Annotated in this window: 14 protein-coding genes; all 14 read left to right on the top strand. The window is 57.1% G+C overall.

What is annotated here, in order from left to right; all coding sequences use genetic code 11:
• The first annotated feature begins 59 nt into the window (after positions 1-59).
• Entirely contained in the window at positions 60-512 is a 453-nt protein-coding gene (locus tag WG891_RS15760) for a DotD/TraH family lipoprotein (RefSeq protein WP_337263717.1), read from the top strand.
• Positions 509-1,297 carry a type IV secretory system conjugative DNA transfer family protein gene (locus tag WG891_RS15755; RefSeq protein WP_337263674.1) on the top strand — a complete coding sequence of 263 codons (789 nt, stop codon included), beginning with the start codon at positions 509-511 and terminating at the stop codon, positions 1,295-1,297. Before WG891_RS15760 ends, WG891_RS15755 begins: the two co-directional genes overlap by 4 nt.
• Positions 1,294-2,451, top strand: coding sequence for a plasmid transfer ATPase TraJ (gene traJ, locus WG891_RS15750; protein ID WP_337263675.1), 1,158 nt, complete (start codon positions 1,294-1,296; stop codon positions 2,449-2,451). Before WG891_RS15755 ends, traJ begins: the two co-directional genes overlap by 4 nt.
• The gene (icmT, locus tag WG891_RS15745) at positions 2,448-2,708 is read left to right on the top strand and encodes an IcmT/TraK family protein (protein WP_337263676.1); all 261 of its coding nucleotides are present in this window, start codon (positions 2,448-2,450) and stop codon (positions 2,706-2,708) included. The genes traJ and icmT overlap by 4 nt, the downstream gene beginning before the upstream one ends.
• A gap of 15 nt (positions 2,709-2,723) precedes the next feature.
• Positions 2,724-6,131 (top strand): LPD7 domain-containing protein, encoded by a 3,408-nt coding sequence (locus WG891_RS15740; protein ID WP_337263677.1) that lies wholly within the window; start codon positions 2,724-2,726, stop codon positions 6,129-6,131.
• Between the two features lie 7 nt (positions 6,132-6,138).
• Entirely contained in the window at positions 6,139-6,603 is a 465-nt protein-coding gene (locus WG891_RS15735; protein WP_337263678.1) for a hypothetical protein, read from the top strand.
• 15 nt (positions 6,604-6,618) lie between these two features.
• A complete protein-coding gene (locus WG891_RS15730; RefSeq protein WP_337263679.1) occupies positions 6,619-7,335 on the top strand; it encodes a DotI/IcmL/TraM family protein in 717 nt (238 codons plus the stop codon).
• An 18-nt stretch (positions 7,336-7,353) separates the two neighbouring features.
• Positions 7,354-8,376 (top strand): DotH/IcmK family type IV secretion protein, encoded by a 1,023-nt coding sequence (locus WG891_RS15725; RefSeq protein ID WP_337263680.1) that lies wholly within the window; start codon positions 7,354-7,356, stop codon positions 8,374-8,376.
• A gap of 2 nt (positions 8,377-8,378) precedes the next feature.
• Positions 8,379-9,638 carry a conjugal transfer protein TraO gene (traO, locus tag WG891_RS15720; protein WP_337263681.1) on the top strand — a complete coding sequence of 420 codons (1,260 nt, stop codon included), beginning with the start codon at positions 8,379-8,381 and terminating at the stop codon, positions 9,636-9,638.
• An 11-nt stretch (positions 9,639-9,649) separates the two neighbouring features.
• A complete protein-coding gene (locus tag WG891_RS15715; RefSeq protein ID WP_337263682.1) occupies positions 9,650-10,402 on the top strand; it encodes a hypothetical protein in 753 nt (250 codons plus the stop codon).
• Positions 10,402-10,929 carry a conjugal transfer protein TraQ gene (gene traQ, locus WG891_RS15710; RefSeq protein ID WP_337263683.1) on the top strand — a complete coding sequence of 176 codons (528 nt, stop codon included), beginning with the start codon at positions 10,402-10,404 and terminating at the stop codon, positions 10,927-10,929. The genes WG891_RS15715 and traQ overlap by 1 nt, the downstream gene beginning before the upstream one ends.
• 24 nt (positions 10,930-10,953) lie before the next feature.
• Complete coding sequence (locus tag WG891_RS15705; RefSeq protein WP_337263684.1) at positions 10,954-11,337, top strand: DUF6750 family protein; 384 nt, start codon at positions 10,954-10,956, stop codon at positions 11,335-11,337.
• A gap of 156 nt (positions 11,338-11,493) precedes the next feature.
• Positions 11,494-12,354 (top strand): hypothetical protein, encoded by an 861-nt coding sequence (locus WG891_RS15700; protein WP_337263685.1) that lies wholly within the window; start codon positions 11,494-11,496, stop codon positions 12,352-12,354.
• A 24-nt stretch (positions 12,355-12,378) separates the two neighbouring features.
• On the top strand, positions 12,379-15,456 hold the full coding sequence (locus WG891_RS15695; RefSeq protein WP_337263686.1) for an ATP-binding protein: 3,078 nt from the start codon (positions 12,379-12,381) through the stop codon (positions 15,454-15,456).
• The last annotated feature ends 13 nt before the right edge of the window (positions 15,457-15,469 follow it).

The raw sequence follows: 15,469 nt of genomic DNA, 5'->3' as shown, positions 1-15,469 counted from the left end.
ATTTCCCTCTTTCTCCCGACGGCCCCCTTTCAATTCTGTCTCTATTCAGGAACGCCATGATGAAAATCCCCTATCTGACCGGTCTGACACTGGCTCTGCTGTCAGGTTGCCAGGCACAACAGTCTCATTCGACGCATCCACTGCAGCCCACCTCAGCCAATACTGCGCAGATCCGCAGCACACAACAACAGCTCTACCTGGACGGAGCCCTCAATCAGAAGCCCAACCGGCTTATCGACAGCTTTGCGGCAAACAGTGATCGGCTGTCACTCAATTGGGAGGGGGACGCCATTGAATTACTGGCTCAACTCGCCCGTCAACGCGGACTGCATTTTGCCTACAGCGGTGTTCGTCTGCCTTTGCCTGTCAGCGTCCACGTCAGCAACATCACGTTTGAGAACCTGCTGCGCCAGTTGGAAACACAGATTGGCTGGCGTGCCACCCTGAAACAGCAACCGTCAGAATTGCACCTGTATTTCTCACTACCTGATAAAGGAGGCCGCCTCGCATGAAATGCCTACGACTTGCAGGCTGGCTACTGTTCTGCGCCCTCCCCGCCCTCGCCGAAGACGCACCACCGACTGACATCCAGAATTACATCAATTCGGCCACAAATGATTTCAACGGGCTGAGCGACACGGAGTGGCAGATGCTCAATGATGCAGGGCAGACCGTCGGGTTCCAGGGAGGGAAAGCCCAGCGCGCCTGGGAGCTTCGTCAGAGTCTGACGGCCAGCGACAGCGTGCTGAACACCCTGTACGACTTCCGCCCACTCATCAGCAAGCAGGGCTACCTCCCCCCAGTGATTGCTACCGCCACAGACATGGCCCACGTCACACCAGAACAGATCAGGTCGGCTTACCGCACCTATAACATCCTGGCCCCTGCCCGGTTTGTCAGTAATCCACCGGGATGGCGCACCTGGCTTTTGCCAGGACTGTCAGCCAAACGTATCGACGCCCCCGACGTCAGCGTCCGTCCCAAAAACCGCAAGGAGAAAGCAGTCTGGGAAGAGGCCGTGCGCCGGGGATGGGAAGAAGGCCGCCAGAGTGCTGACCGTGCACTGGAAGCCAACTTCAACCGTCTGACCCGTGATTACACCGGGATGCTCCGTTATTCCACCCTGTTGCAGCAGGGCATGATCCAGGCACCGGACATCAAGGAAACGCAACAGAGCGTCACTGGTACACGGGACGAACTGATGATTGGCGACAAGGTAAAAAGCATTCGGGATCCGGCTGGCTTTGTGGTGGACAAGAATAAGTGGAAACCCGTCATCCGCAAGGAGGTGCCATGACGTTACCGGCGTTTGACTTCCATCAGCACGGTGGCATCACCGGCGATGCCTTGCGGTCATTTCTGGTCCACTGCGCCCGCAACAGCGTTTCCGATATCTTCTTGCAGGGGGGTGGCCCACTCGTGGTTGACCTGCATGGACGCAAAGTCCGGGCCAGCGAGTTTCGCATCGAACCGCCCCAGTTGGCGCGTCTGATCGATGAGGTGTTTTCTGAACAGATTAAAGGCGATCTCAAATCAGGCAAAGGTGTCGATCGCGCCCTCCAACTGACCGGTGATCTCTACAACCGTTATGGGCTCGGTCGAGGCGACCGTCTGCGCTTTCGCTGTAACTTCGTACAGGCAACCATCGGTGACTATGACATGGTGCCTGCCCTCACACTGCGTACCATCCCGACCGTGATCCCGCAGCTCGAAAGCTTTGGGTTGGAAGAGGATTTATTCCCGGCGTTACTGCCTCACAAGGGCATCGGCCTGGTTGTCGGTGAAACAGGGTCAGGGAAATCCACACTCCTGGCGGCGATTTATCAGTATTGCGCACAGCAGTATCCCGACCGAAAGATTGTCACGGCGGAAGACCCGATTGAATTCCTGCTGAATTTCCCGCACGCCATTCTGATGCCCGAACAATCCCAGATAGGGCGAGATGTTGCTTCATTCGGTGAGCACCTTCGCCTTACCCTGCGCCGTGCGCCGGGGGTCATTGGCGTGGGGGAAATCCGCGACCTGGAAACACTGGATGGGGCCGTTATGAACGGTCAGTCCGGGCACCTTTGCCTGTCTACCATGCACACTGATTCTCCGGGAGAGACCATTCCCCGGGCATTGATGCTGGTTCCGACAGAACAACGGGAAGCGATGGCGCACAACCTGCTGAGTAATCTGCAGTACGTGATTGCCCAGCGCCTACTGCGCACGACCGACGGTAAACGGCAGGCGGTCAGAGAGTACCTGGTGTTTGATGACGACATCCGTGCAGAGCTTGGCCGTCGGGAGCACACCCACTGGCGTGAATGGATAGATAACCATTTGAGTGAGCGCAAAGCCCGTATGAGTGACAAGGCCTGGGATCTTCACCAGCAAGGTCGCATAGACCAGCACGAACTGCTGAGTGTTATCACCCAGCGCGAACTGGACAGGAGGACGTCGCGGTGAATATCTGCCCCTGGCGTGATGCCGGCCGCCGACTGGAAATACTGGGTGTTCCGGTCGTGTTATTTACCCTGTATGCCGCCTGGTTTCAATGGCCGGAGACGGCCACGCTGTACGTCATCACAGGCATCATCCTCTTCTTTCGGATCCTCTCCTTTTTCGGTTTCACCCTCACGGTGCTCTGGCAGCGCCTCATTTACCGACTTCGCGGACAACGCCTGACAGGCCGTCCGTGGTGGTATCGCAAGTTCTTTGAATAACAGAGGAACATGGTAATGCAGAAACGTACTTACCTCACCATCACACCGGATGATAAAAAAGACGCGCTGCGTGCAGCTGGACGTCTTCCCGATGGCAGTTACCCCCTTGAATATGATCGAACGCAAAAACTCTGGTTTGCCAAGTCAGAGGCTGATCTGGAGACAATAAAGCCGTGGCTACCGGAAAATACCGTCACCGGGAACATGCAGACCGTCGCAAATAACATGACGCCCGTAGAAGAGTTTGCTCAGGTACTGAAAGAGGCCGGATTTATTCTGCCGGATAACGGTTTGCCCGAGATGGATGGTAAACGGCACCGTGTGGCCACCGAAGGTGATAAAGCAGGCAGCAAATCCGGCGTCTATCAAGGCTATCTGGATGGTCGTCCTGCGGGCTGGTACCAGGATCACCGTGCCAGCGAAGGTAAGGTGAACTGGACCTCGACCGGTACCTATCAGAATGACCCGGCGAACGCGATTAAGCTGCGCGCTCTGACTGCCCAAAAACGCTGGGACAGAGACTTGCAGTCACAGAATGATTACGCACGCATCGCAAAAACATTGGCAAGCCAATGGTCAAAGATGCCGCCCGCGCCAGATTCTCATCCGTACCTGTCACGTAAAGACGTATCGGCGACAGTGGGTGTCAGATTGGATAAATATGACAACCTGGTCATTCCCCTGAGCAACAGCGCCGGCGAACTTCGCACCTTGCAGTACATCAAGCCCGATGGCACCAAGAACCTGAAAAAAGACGCCGAGAAAACCGGCAACTTCTTCGTTGTCGGCGGCGAACTGAGTCCGTTGTCCCCTATTCTCTATGCTGAAGGGTACGCCACGGCGGCAAGCCTTCATCAGGCAACCGGACTGCCGGTGGTGATGACGGTTGACGCGGGAAATATGGTGACAGTGTCACGTAATCTTAACACCCTGTACCCCGACACGGCTCACATTATCCTGGGTGAAGACGACTTCACCAAAGCCGACAATAAGGGGCTTAACAAAGCCCGGGAAGCCGCGTCGGCGATTAACGGCACTTACGTCATTCCGCAATTTACTGACAGTGAGCGGGCACAAGCCTTTGCCGGTACCGCGTCATTCAGCGATTTCAATGATATTCACCACTCCCGGGGGCTGGATGCCGTGCGTGACCAACTGGCCCCGGTGCTTGACCCTTTACTCCCTGACTGGCGTCAGACCTTCGCAGAGGAACACCCCATGCCAGAGACTCACACACCACAGGACGATCCTGCCGAGCAACGTCCTGGGCCTGCTGACCTCGCAGAATATGCCGCTTATCTGCAGGACGTGCCCGTCGCCCCCTATCCAGGCGGTGAGCATCACTCGCCTCAGAACAGCAACGGCGTACCCGAAGGGATGTCAGTATCAGAACCCATTGAAAACATGCCAGAGTCCTCTGATACACAGACCCCGCCGGTTTATACAGAAAGTACGCCAGAAATAGCAGGTTCGCTGCCACCGCAGGCTGAAATCACTGCTGCCGAAGCAACACCACCCTCTGTCGAAACAGGCCCCGTCTCAGAGATGACATCCCATGAAACAGACGTTCTTGCAGGTACGGTGACTAACGAGCCACTGTCTCAACCGGATACCGCGCCAACGCCACCGGAAGCCTCATCACCGCGTAGTGAAGAGGAAGCGGCACTCGCAGCTGACACGTCTCAGCCTGCGGGTACAACGCCGCTACCCCGTGATATCACCGAGCTGGATCCGCCAATCTCTCAGGTGAAACATGGCCCCCAGACTCCCGAAGAGACCGCCCCAACAGACACAGCAGACTCGGCGGCTGCCGAAGAGAACGGATTGACCTTCACGTTTGGCCGCCAGGCTGGTGACGTCAGTCCGCCGGAACCCACCGTGTCCCCCATCAACCTTGATGAGCTCCTGCAGGGGTTAACCAGTCGTCAGGAAGACCGCACCTGGATCTACGCGCTCGATGGGCAAGATGCCTTCCGCGACTACGGTGACCGCATCGTGATGGCCTCCCCGGAAGCCAGCGAGAATGACCGCATGATCCTGGCGGCACTGCTGTCCGCCAAGGCCAATCAGCGCGGGGCCGTTGAAATCACCGGCAGCGACGGGTTTATCCAGCGAACAATGACGTTAATTGCAGACCACAACATTGATGTCCATCTGAAGAACCCGCAGCAACGCGCCCAGTTTGAGGCCCTGTTGCAAACGAAGGCAGAGCGTGCGAAACCGCAGAACGGGCTGGATATCGGACCGGCACAGCCAGGACCGGGGCAAACCGCACCTGACTCACCGGCCACGACATCCGAGATGAAACCCGCCCCAATGGCGGCAACACCTGACGCTCAGGCCCCCCTGCCATCAACATCGACCGTCAGTCAATCATCACCGGCTGCACCGGCACAAGCCACCGCCCCCGAACTGACCCTGCTGGAGAAAGAAACCCTGCGCACCGGTCTCACCGGCAAACTTCTGGACGCGGGCAAGGCCCCGTACCAGTTCGATGAGAACAACACGAACAGCTTTTACCTGCAGTTGCGCACCAAAACCGGTAACAAAACCTTTTGGGGCGTTGAGTTGGAGCAGGCACTGAGTGACAGCGGCAAGCAACCCGGTGATATGGTCAAGCTGCAATATCTCGGCAAGAAAGCGGTCACGGTAAACGTTCCGGTAAAGGATAAAGACGGCAACGTCACCGGATTTGAACGGCTCGACACCCATCGCAATCACTGGACGGTCACCCCAGCCATGGACAACCGGCTCCTGGTCGCCGACAAAAAAGCCCTCGCGCCAGCAGAGCTGTCGACCTATGACGGCAACGCGTTCTGGACACTGCAGCAGAAAACGGTTCAGGCAGCAGATCTGCCGCTTGTCCTGCCCGACATCCACGGACACGGCCTGTTGTATACCGGCCCGGATGGCAAAGGCCAGCCCGCACCAGAAACACCGCCGAGGGATGCCCCCATCCCGCCGCATTCAAAAGCCGCCGGATCCGTTGTCATGCATGCGCTCGCAGCAGACGGTGAAGTGCTGGCGCACCTGGTAAAAGGGCATGGCGATTATCTGCAAGGCATTATCCGTCACGAAGGCGAACTGCAACACGTGTTGGCCAGGATCTGCACCCCCAGTCAGGGCAACACCTATCTGGCACTCAACACGGTGAAGGACGACGGTTCACTTCGTCTGATCGGGCATGCGTCAGCCGTCAACACGGTAAAAAACGGCACGGCCAATTACGACACCTTTGCGTTTCAGATGAAAGGTAAAGACGCGCCCAAATTTGCTGTACCGCTGGTTTCCCCGGAAAAGATCCCGCCGGCCCTGCACAACAAACTGGGGTTCTCACAGGCTTATACACCGCCGAAAGCTGAGGACACCGGTCAAGCCCCACGTGCGCAGGCGAAGCCGGCTATTCAACCGCAACCCCAATGAGGTCATCATGCGTCATGCACTCTATTTCACGCTCATATTGCTGGCGACCCTGCCGGCGGCAAACGCAGCCTCCTGCCGCGCCGGTACCGCCGCGCAAATCGGGAGTGAGTCAGGCTACAGCCGCGCCAAAGCAGCAGCGGACGCGTGGGCACAACGCCAGAACACGGTATCTGCCTCACTGGGGGACTGCCTGGGGAACATCTCCACCACGATCACCGCCCCCACCTTCCCCAACCTGACCGATATCATGAACCAGATTGGCCAGAAAATTTGCAAAGCGGCGCGTGATAAAATCAATGATTATGTTCCGTCCACGATTGACCCCTGGGGCGATTTAGCCTCGACAGCCAGTCTGTCGTCATATCGTTCTTTCGGGTCGACAGAACAACCTCAGCAAATCATTCCAATGCAAAACGTTGTCCCCTCCCCCCCTGTTGACAGCAGGGGGTCTTCCTTCATTTTCCTGAACTAACCCGAGAAGTCTCCGATGAAAATGACTCAAGCCTCCCCTGCGGAGGCCTCTTCTGCTGCGACTGAAGCATGTCAGCCACCGGATACCCCTGCGGCCCCCTTTATGGAGGCCATGGCGTTGCAGCGAAAGAACATGCTCAACGCGGGCTTTGCCCGCAAGACCCTGCAGGTTGCCCTGATTGCTTCCACGGTCAGCCTGTTGCAGTGGCCGGTTAACGTCTGGCTGGTCTGGAAAGTAGCCAACCCGCCGACAAAATACTTCGCCACTTATAAAGGCAGCATACTGGAGCAGTACCCCACTTCAGAACCTGCATATTCTGATGATGACGTTATCGCATTTGGCGATAAGTTGATCCGCGATGCTTTCCAGCTTGATTTCAAAAATTACCGGGTACAGATAAGCAATCAGCAACAGAAATTATCTGAGGCGGGATTTGCCAGCTACTACAACGCCCTGACGAACTCGAACCTGTTTGAAAAGGTGGTGAAAGATAAAATGCTGATGTCCGCCAACACCACACGAAGAGGCATGATTTACCGGCGCGGCAGGGAAGGAGAAAACGGTCCCTATATGTGGGACATACAGTATCCGGTCACGCTGAGCCTGGACGGTCAGACCCGCAGCCTGCCACCACAGAACTTTATCTTCACTGTGCGCGTCCAGCGAACCGACGTCAGCGTCAAACCGGAAGGTATTGAAGGCGCGTCAATCGTTACCCGCGATGCCCGTTAACGCTACTCAGGGACTCCAATGAAAAAACTCACGTTTACGGCAGTGATCATGCTGCTCTCCACGGTATCTGCTCAGGCAGCCGACTGGGCACCTGCCAGTACAGGGAGTCGGCCGACCACCGCACTGCCCGCCGCACCGGCATCGACCCCGCCCCAAAATGCGTCAGTGGCCAATCAGACGGGCGCAGCCCCACAGATACCGCTGACAGACATCACGGCATCACAGGATCCGGCAGTGCCGCCGGCACCACCGACTGCAGAACAGGCATGGGCGATGAGTCAGGCCAACCCACTCGGCGATCGACACGGTGTTGAAATGTTAGGCCAGGTGATGGACGACGCCAGCCGGGGACGTGCCTGGCAACCGGCAGATGTGGTCCCGCGTATCTCCACGCTGACCGTCAACCTATCTCCTGGTGCCTCCCTGCCGGTCTTGCGTACCACCACGCATCAGGCCAGTACCGTGATGTTTACGGATAACACCGGCGCCCCGTGGCCGCTGGCAGCGCCACCCTATAACGGCAACCCGGAGGGCTTTGCCGTCAGTTTTATTCCCGACAGCAGCGTGATGACCGTTCAGGCCAAACGCCACTATGACAGAGGAAATGTGACCGCGTACCTCAAAGGCCTGCCCGTGCCGGTGATCATCGATGTCAGCAGCGGTGAGGCATCCAGCAACACCCCATCACGGATCATCGACAGCCGTCTTGACCTGCGTATCCCGCAGCGTGGTCCGCAGGCGAAGAATATGCCTGCCGGGCAGTCAAAGATTGGCCTCAATAATCCCACCTTGCAGGCCTTTCTCGATGGCGTTCCCCCAAAGGAAGCTCGTCGACTGAAAACACAGGGTGCCCTCCCTGATACCCAGGTGTGGCAGATGGGGGATGACCTCTACATCCGTTCACGCAGCGAGATCCGTGACGAGTTTGAACTGACACAGGCCTCCGGCGACGGGACCTGGCTCTATAAGCTCCCCCTGACACCGGAAGTCGCCTTCTCCTATGCCGGCAAAACGGTGTATCTGACCCTTGCACTGGAGTAACCATGTCCACAGAAAAAGACGTCAGCCGGGACGTAAAAAAAACCGGCATTGTCATCGGAACTGTAGTGTTCTCTGTGATTGCCGGCGGCTACCTGCTGGTCTCATGGATGAACACCCCACCGCCCCCCGCCTCCCGGATCAACGTCGACAAGGCGGCCGGGGGCTCAGGTAAAGCCACCCCGGAAAGTCCGCACTACCAGGAGATACTCCGGGAGAACAATGCGGAAGGGGCAAAGCAGGCACAGGTCGCCAACACCAGTTTTATCGCCTCCGTCGGCTCAGGCACCGTACTGCAGGTGCCACCGATATCACCGGGGACGGCACCCATGCAGTCATCACAACCAGCCCCGCACGTGCAGTACCCCCCCTATGCGCAATCGCCTCAACAGGGTATTGATCCTGACCGCAAAAGGGCCCTGGAAGCGATGCTCAAAGAGCTGGTCACCCAGCGTACTGCGCCGGCTGGTCAGATGGCCAACATGACCGGCATGGCCAGCGGACAGCCCGGGGGCACACCCGGCAGCAAACCGGTGAGTCTCTACGCAGAGTGGGCAGAGAGCCTGGCACCGGCAGTGTCCCACACTGCGCTGTCAAACGGGGTGCCGGATAGCATCGACCACGTGGTTATTCCTGCGGGCAGTCGTCCTGGTGGGGTGATCGACACGTCGATTGATTCCGACAACACTGGCTCTCAAGTGTTGGCAAGCATTCCCGCTGGACCTTACGCCGGTGCTCTGCTGATGGCCAACGGGGTACAACTGGCGGGGAACGGTGTCAGCATTCATTTTACGCGTATGACCTGGAACAAAAACACCTGGCGCGTAGATGTCTGGGCCGCAATGCCAGACACGTTGCAATCCTCGGTGGCGTCCAGTGTGAACAACCGATACGGCTCACGCATCCTGTTGCCAGCATTGGCACACGGACTTGGGCTTGGCGGACAGCTCTATGCCAATGCCAACACGCAAATCCTGAGTAATGGCTACAACACCCTGGAGGGCCGTGTCGGCATGCCTGACGGCACGGCAGTTGCCGGTACAGTCCTCGGTGGTGCCGCCCAACAGGCAGGCCAGGTCATCGCCAGCGATGCCCAGAAACTGCCGGTTAAGCAGGTACTCGTCGATCGTGGCCAAAGTGTCGCCCTGATCTTTATGACCGCAGTGAAAGAGAGCGATAAAGAAACCCGAACGCCAGCTGACACCCCTTCGGCAGAAATGCGTTTACAACCCACCGGACTTTTTACCCCCGCCGCACACCCCTGAAGAGAAATACCATGAAAGAAGACTATTTTAACTCGGACCTTGAGCAGGAGGCGTCGCTGTTGCCGACAACCTCGGAAGGACCCACGGAAGACGCTGACATTAATGTCCCCACGGCCCCCCGCCATCCCCCAAAAAAGCGTCAGGTTCTCGGCTATGACTTGAGTACGCTGCTGATGGCTAGCGCGGCCGTCGTGGTACTGGCGGTCTATGCGGCCTGGCCGGACTCACCGCCCTCCCGGGCCTTCATCCCGGATGAGGGAACAGCTCAGGTCACGCAACATCCCTCGATCACATCACCGTCTCAGCCAGAGCACCGGGTGTCAGAGGAACAGCTCACGGTGGCCATTCCACCTCCCGCTACACCGCAGGCGGCTGAAACGGAAGAGATCAGACAGTACAGCGCCGCCAACCGGGAGGCCATTACGGTATTGAATGGTCGTACTGGCAATATTGAACAGCGTCTGGCAACGCTTGAAACCCAACTGCGCACGCTGGCCACCCAACCCACAACGCCACCACCGAGCCCACCCAGCACACCCCGGGTTAAGCCCGCCGCGCGAATCACATCCGGTACGGCAGGCAATGCTGGCCTGAAAAGCTGGCGCATTCACACCTTGTATCCAGGCATGGCCTGGATCACCCATGACGGCAGCACCTGGGCCGTTCAAGCCGGGGACAGGCTGCAGGGCATCACCATCCTCAGTATTGATAACCAACACCGGGTGGTGATGACCGACAAAGGCGTCATTCGCCAGGGGGACTGATGGACGCCATTCAGATCCTGGTCAACGTGGCTGATGGCCTGAAGACCAGCGGAATACGCCTTGTTCTTGCGTTGGGATTTATGTTTGGCCTTGCAGGTTGCATTGCCACACTGGTTTCGGTCGTTCGTCAATCCCGCAGCGGCAAGCCGGCCAGTGGCATGAAAGCGCTGGTGTCCGTCTGCCTGGGCGGTGCGCTGATCGCCCTGCAGCAAATGATGAACAAAGCCGCCCATACCCTGAGTTTTGGTGATGTGTCCTTCGACGCCATTGCCTATGCCCCGGAGTCCATGGGGCAGGCGAAGCTGGCGATTGATGCCGTCCTCACGCTGCTGCGTGCGGTCGGCGTGTTGTTCTTTTACATGGGAGTGGTTCGCGCCCGGCGTTCTCTCGTTGACGGACATACCGGCCTGTCAGCCCGAGAGGACATTTCTGCAGGTCTGGTGATGGCCATCACCGGTATTCTCCTGGCCTGCACCCCCGAACTGCTTAATGCACTGCAAAAAACCCTGGGTCTGACCTGGAATTAATTCAACCACAATGAGGTCGTCAACATGCGTAATATCATTCTCTCCGTTTTCATTCGTCTCTGGCTGGCATTTTCGTCTCTCCACACCCGACTGACGCTGGCCCTTGGTGCAATGCTGGGTACCGTCACGCTGCCAGTCCATGCAGAGGATACTCTCTTTGGAATGCTGGATACGGTCGCTGAGGGTGCTGACAAATCAGGCAAGAGCCTGTTAAAACTCGCCAAGTTTGGCGGCATCGGGCTGGTTCTGCTTGGCGTCATTCTCTGGGTAGCCAAGAAGAAAAACCCTCAAATCTCATGGGGCTGGGTGCTGACAGCCTTTGGCGCAGGGTTTGTATTAATTGCTATCGACCAGTTTATCAAGAAAGGGCAGAGCACCATCCAGCTGAACCCCGTCGATGTGGGTTAAACCCTCCCCCTCCGGCACCTCTGTGCCGGAGGATATCTGTTTCAGCAGAAGGAGAACGCCCCCTTGAACCGCTTCCCTGAAAACGTGAGCATCCTGTTTCCCATGGTGCTTGAGCCCTGCTTGCCCGACGAGGTCGACGACGTGGAGACCCTGGCCATGACACTTGAGGAACCCGATAACCGCAACGCCTGCGCACTACTCGCGACGTTGGCCAGCCATTTTTATCACTGCGGGGTGAGTCGTCAGGAGGCCGGATATGACTGCGACGTCGTGTTGCTGCCCCTGGCACCGCTGATCACCCATCTGAAAGGCATGGTAAAGAACACCCCGACGCCACTGACCAATCGGTTGCTGAAGACCTGCAGGCACTGGGACACCCTGAATACCAACCATCTTCGCCTGACGCTGCCCCGCCGACAGCAGAACTTTGGCATCGAGCAACACATCTGGGGTCATGAAAGTGCCGGTCATCCCCCCATACTGCGCCACCGAGCCCGTAAACTGACTGGCGACAGCTGCGACTTCTGCGGTTATACCTGCAAGGATAATCCGCTGATATTCAGGGACAGCAATCCCGAGAATCATGCCGATGCCAATCTTGGCGTGGCCTGTCCCGTCTGTGCCTGCAGCCGCCACCTGAACCGATTGGGCGCCAATGATGGCGTCATGGTGTATCTGCCGGAACTCGCGCCAGCGGATCTCAGCCACTTGCTCAGAGCAACCCTTGTGGCAAAACAGCACGGTGATGAACGCCAGAAACAGGGAGCGACCACCCTCCTGCGTTGGCTGGCAGAACACCGCAAAGAGGTGGAAGCGTTCTGGGGCACCAGTCATCCTGGTGAGCTTGGTCAAGCACTGATGCAGGCCACAGACCGCCAGCGCGAAGATCTGCAGCAGCGACTCCGGCACATCGCACTTATCCCTAACCCTGATCTGATTTCCGGTCATCTCAGTACGGACACAAACGCAACAACCTCCTGGTCTTCCTTGTTCAATCAGTATCGCAGCCAGCACTAACTGCATCGTCAGAGAGCAAAACCCATGAAAAACCCGTTAGTCGCCGCGCTCCAGTGCGTGGAAGAGGCGCTGGCTTATGCGTCCCGCTACGCCCTGGGGCATGATTTTACCCGCTACTGCGACCTGCGCACCGTCATCGGCCTCACCGATGACGACAAAAAACGCCGACCAGAGATGCAATCACCCTGGATATTTGTGACCGACCAGGGGCATTACGCCAGCGTGTTCGAAGTGGAAGGGACCTATTGTGCCTTCAATGAACAGCACGCCGTCACCGAAGAAGAAAAACGCGATAAGGCGCTGTTCAGCAGTTACGTTGCGCAACTGCAGACGTTGCTGACCAGCGAGTTTCAGGCGGTTGGCCACAAGCTCAGCTTTGTCTTCGAACGCGACCCGGACAAGGCACGAGAGGAACTGCACAAACTGTTGGCCCACCAGTACCGGGGGCTCAAACGTATGGGCCTCGACCTGTCCGATATTCTGGACGAGCGCATCGAAAAATTGGTGCCGTTTGTCGCCCGTGAGCGCGCTTTTCTGGTGGTCTATACCGCACGTGAAGCGTTGACCAACACCGAAATCCGAGATGAAGAAAAGCGCCGTGCAGCGATGCTGAAAACAGCGCCGGGCGCGCGTTACGGCCAGAATCCGTTGTTCCATGAGTTGGAAGGACTGAAAATTCGCCACGATACCTTTGTGACCACGCTGGAAAATCAGTTCGGCAACGGTGATTTTGGCACGCGCATCCGTCTGATGAATGCACGCGAATTTGGCTTCCACCTGCGCGAAGAGGTTGAACGTGACAGTACCTCGCCAGACTGGAAACCTTTCCTGCCGGGCGATATAAAATGGCCTCATGGGTTACCCAAAGGCCAGGACCACTCGATACTGCTGGCCCCACACCTTAACTACCAGCTGTTTAACAGCGACCCCGAGGCAGATGGCAGCTTTGTTCACCTTGATGGCCACTGGCATGCGACGCTTGCACTGTCCCTCGGTCCGCAGCAGCCGGAAACCTTCAGCGAGTTGTTCAGAAAAATGAGTCGCCGGCTTCCCTGGCGCATCCGTATGGACCTGATGCCCGGTGGCCTGAACGTGCTGGGCGGGAAAAAGATGGTGTTGAGTATGGCGGCACTTATCCCGCCTCTGCGCCCGGTCTATAACGCTGTGCAATGGCTTGAACAGGCGGGAAAAAGCGATCCCGTCTGCGTCATGACGGTCTGTGCCAGCACCTGGGGCCGCTCAAAAGAGGTGGTTAAGCGTAATCGCACGCTGCTGCAGAAAGGTCTGCAGTCCTGGGGGATCTGCGAGGTGACGGGTACGTTTGGTGACCCTATCGGCGCATGGGTCTCAACACTCACGGGTGCCAATGCACTGAGCATTCCGTCGCTGATGTTTCCCCCGCTGTCGGCCGCGTTGGCCCTGTTGCCCCTGCAGCGACCGGCAACCCCCTGGGCAGACGATGCCAGCATTGTGTTTTCAGCCCCTGACGGAAAACTGATCCCCGTAAAACTCGCCAGTAGCCTGCAAAATAAGTTCACTGAAATCGTTGCGGGTGAATCAGGTACAGGTAAATCCGTCTTGCTTAGCGCTTTAGGCGAAGCGAATGTTTTTTCAGGTCAGAGTCAACTTCCATTTTACTCGTGTATAGATAAAGGGTTTTCCGCACAAGGTTTTATCAGGCTGTTGCGCGATGCACTGCCTCCCGACCGCAAACACGAAGTCATTGGTTTGGTACTGGAAAACAGTCGCGAGCACTGCAAAAATCCGTTCGATGTCCAGTTGGGCATGAAATATCCGCTAACACCCGAACTCGAATTCATGGTCAATATTTGTGAAGCACTCTGTATTAACCCGGAAACGGGTATCCCACCCAATGCACAGGACTGCCGGCAGATCCTGACAACCATTATCGAAACCGCATTTGATAATAACGCCGACAAAGAACCTGTACGCTATGCCCCGACTATCGAACCGATTGTCGATACGGCACTGGAGAAAACGGGGCTGAACCATGAGTATGATGATCTCTGGTGGCAAAAGGCGACCTGGTTTGAGATACGGGATTTATTGTTCGTCAAAGGGGAGGTGAAAGCAGCCACGCGAGCACACTATCAGGCAATGCCTGAGCTGAGCGACCTGCAGGTTTACCTCAATGACGAAGACGTAAAAAAACGGTACGCAGCCATTACCCGCCAGGGCAGTAGCGAGTCGTTATTGGCCTACATTGATCGTTGCCTGTCTGACGCATTACGCACTTACAAAATGCTGGCCAGCCGCACTGTCTTCGAACTCAACCCGGAAACCCGCGTCATTGCCATCGACCTGAACAACGTAGTCGGTGGCAAAACCCGCGCAGGGCAGGTAAAAACCGGGCTGATGTACCTGTATGCAGGACAGCTGGCAGCTGGACACTTTGAGCTACCGCAGTACCGCAACGAGCTGATGAGTCACCTGCCAGAAATGTACCGTTCTTTTCATCACGAACGTCTGACGCAACTGGCTCAGGAGGTCAAAACAAAAGTCTATGATGAGCTTCACAATGCAAAAGATATCCCCTTTATCATTGAAAAACTGGTCACACAAGATCTGGAAAACCGTAAATTCTTCATCCGCACCGTACTGAGTTCCCAATACCTGAACCATTTTCCGCCCGCAATTCTTAAATCAGCCAACAGCCTGTACCTGATGCAGGTCAGCCATGAAGACTTACCGCTGCTGATCGAGCATTTTGGCGTTCCCGCCCATACGGCACAGGCCTTCCGGCACATCGGATCAGGCGCATCACCTGACGGCAGTGGCACTCCATTCCTGGCATGCTTTCGTTTAAAAACAGGGCGTGTAGTGCAGATCCTCAAAAATACGCTCGGCCCGAAAGAACTCTGGGCGTTGAACTCAACACCGAAAGATGCCGCGCTGCGCGATCAACTGTATGACCTGCTCGACGGACCCACCGCCCGCGCCATCCTGGCGGAGGCGTTCCCGACCGGCAGCGCCGTAAAGCTGATTGACCTTCGTCAGAAAGAAGCCAAAGAAACCGACCACGGCAACGTCATTAACCGGCTGGCCAGCGAACTTATCGCTGCACGCGGCCTGCAAATCTGAACCAGGAAACTCC

It is taken from the genome of Serratia sp. MMO-28 (genome assembly GCF_037199905.1).
GTDB classification, from domain to species: Bacteria; Pseudomonadota; Gammaproteobacteria; order Enterobacterales; family Enterobacteriaceae; genus Chania; species Chania oryzae.
Note: the sequence above shows the minus strand (reverse complement) of the source record. Positions and strands in the feature narration are given on the sequence as shown.

Excerpts from the sequence above, each read along its gene's own strand:
- WG891_RS15725 (WP_337263680.1), top strand. The coding sequence starts at position 7,354 with ATGAAAAAACTCACGTTTACGGCAGTGATCATGCTGCTCTCCACGGTA.
- WG891_RS15715 (WP_337263682.1), top strand. The coding sequence starts at position 9,650 with ATGAAAGAAGACTATTTTAACTCGGACCTTGAGCAGGAGGCGTCGCTG.
- WG891_RS15705 (WP_337263684.1), top strand. The coding sequence starts at position 10,954 with ATGCGTAATATCATTCTCTCCGTTTTCATTCGTCTCTGGCTGGCATTT.
- WG891_RS15730 (WP_337263679.1), top strand. The coding sequence starts at position 6,619 with ATGAAAATGACTCAAGCCTCCCCTGCGGAGGCCTCTTCTGCTGCGACT.
- WG891_RS15740 (WP_337263677.1), top strand. The coding sequence starts at position 2,724 with ATGCAGAAACGTACTTACCTCACCATCACACCGGATGATAAAAAAGAC.
- WG891_RS15695 (WP_337263686.1), top strand. The coding sequence starts at position 12,379 with ATGAAAAACCCGTTAGTCGCCGCGCTCCAGTGCGTGGAAGAGGCGCTG.
- WG891_RS15755 (WP_337263674.1), top strand. The coding sequence starts at position 509 with ATGAAATGCCTACGACTTGCAGGCTGGCTACTGTTCTGCGCCCTCCCC.
- traQ (WP_337263683.1), top strand. The coding sequence starts at position 10,402 with ATGGACGCCATTCAGATCCTGGTCAACGTGGCTGATGGCCTGAAGACC.
- WG891_RS15735 (WP_337263678.1), top strand. The coding sequence starts at position 6,139 with ATGCGTCATGCACTCTATTTCACGCTCATATTGCTGGCGACCCTGCCG.
- traO (WP_337263681.1), top strand. The coding sequence starts at position 8,379 with ATGTCCACAGAAAAAGACGTCAGCCGGGACGTAAAAAAAACCGGCATT.
- traJ (WP_337263675.1), top strand. The coding sequence starts at position 1,294 with ATGACGTTACCGGCGTTTGACTTCCATCAGCACGGTGGCATCACCGGC.
- WG891_RS15700 (WP_337263685.1), top strand. The coding sequence starts at position 11,494 with ATGACACTTGAGGAACCCGATAACCGCAACGCCTGCGCACTACTCGCG.
- WG891_RS15760 (WP_337263717.1), top strand. The coding sequence starts at position 60 with ATGAAAATCCCCTATCTGACCGGTCTGACACTGGCTCTGCTGTCAGGT.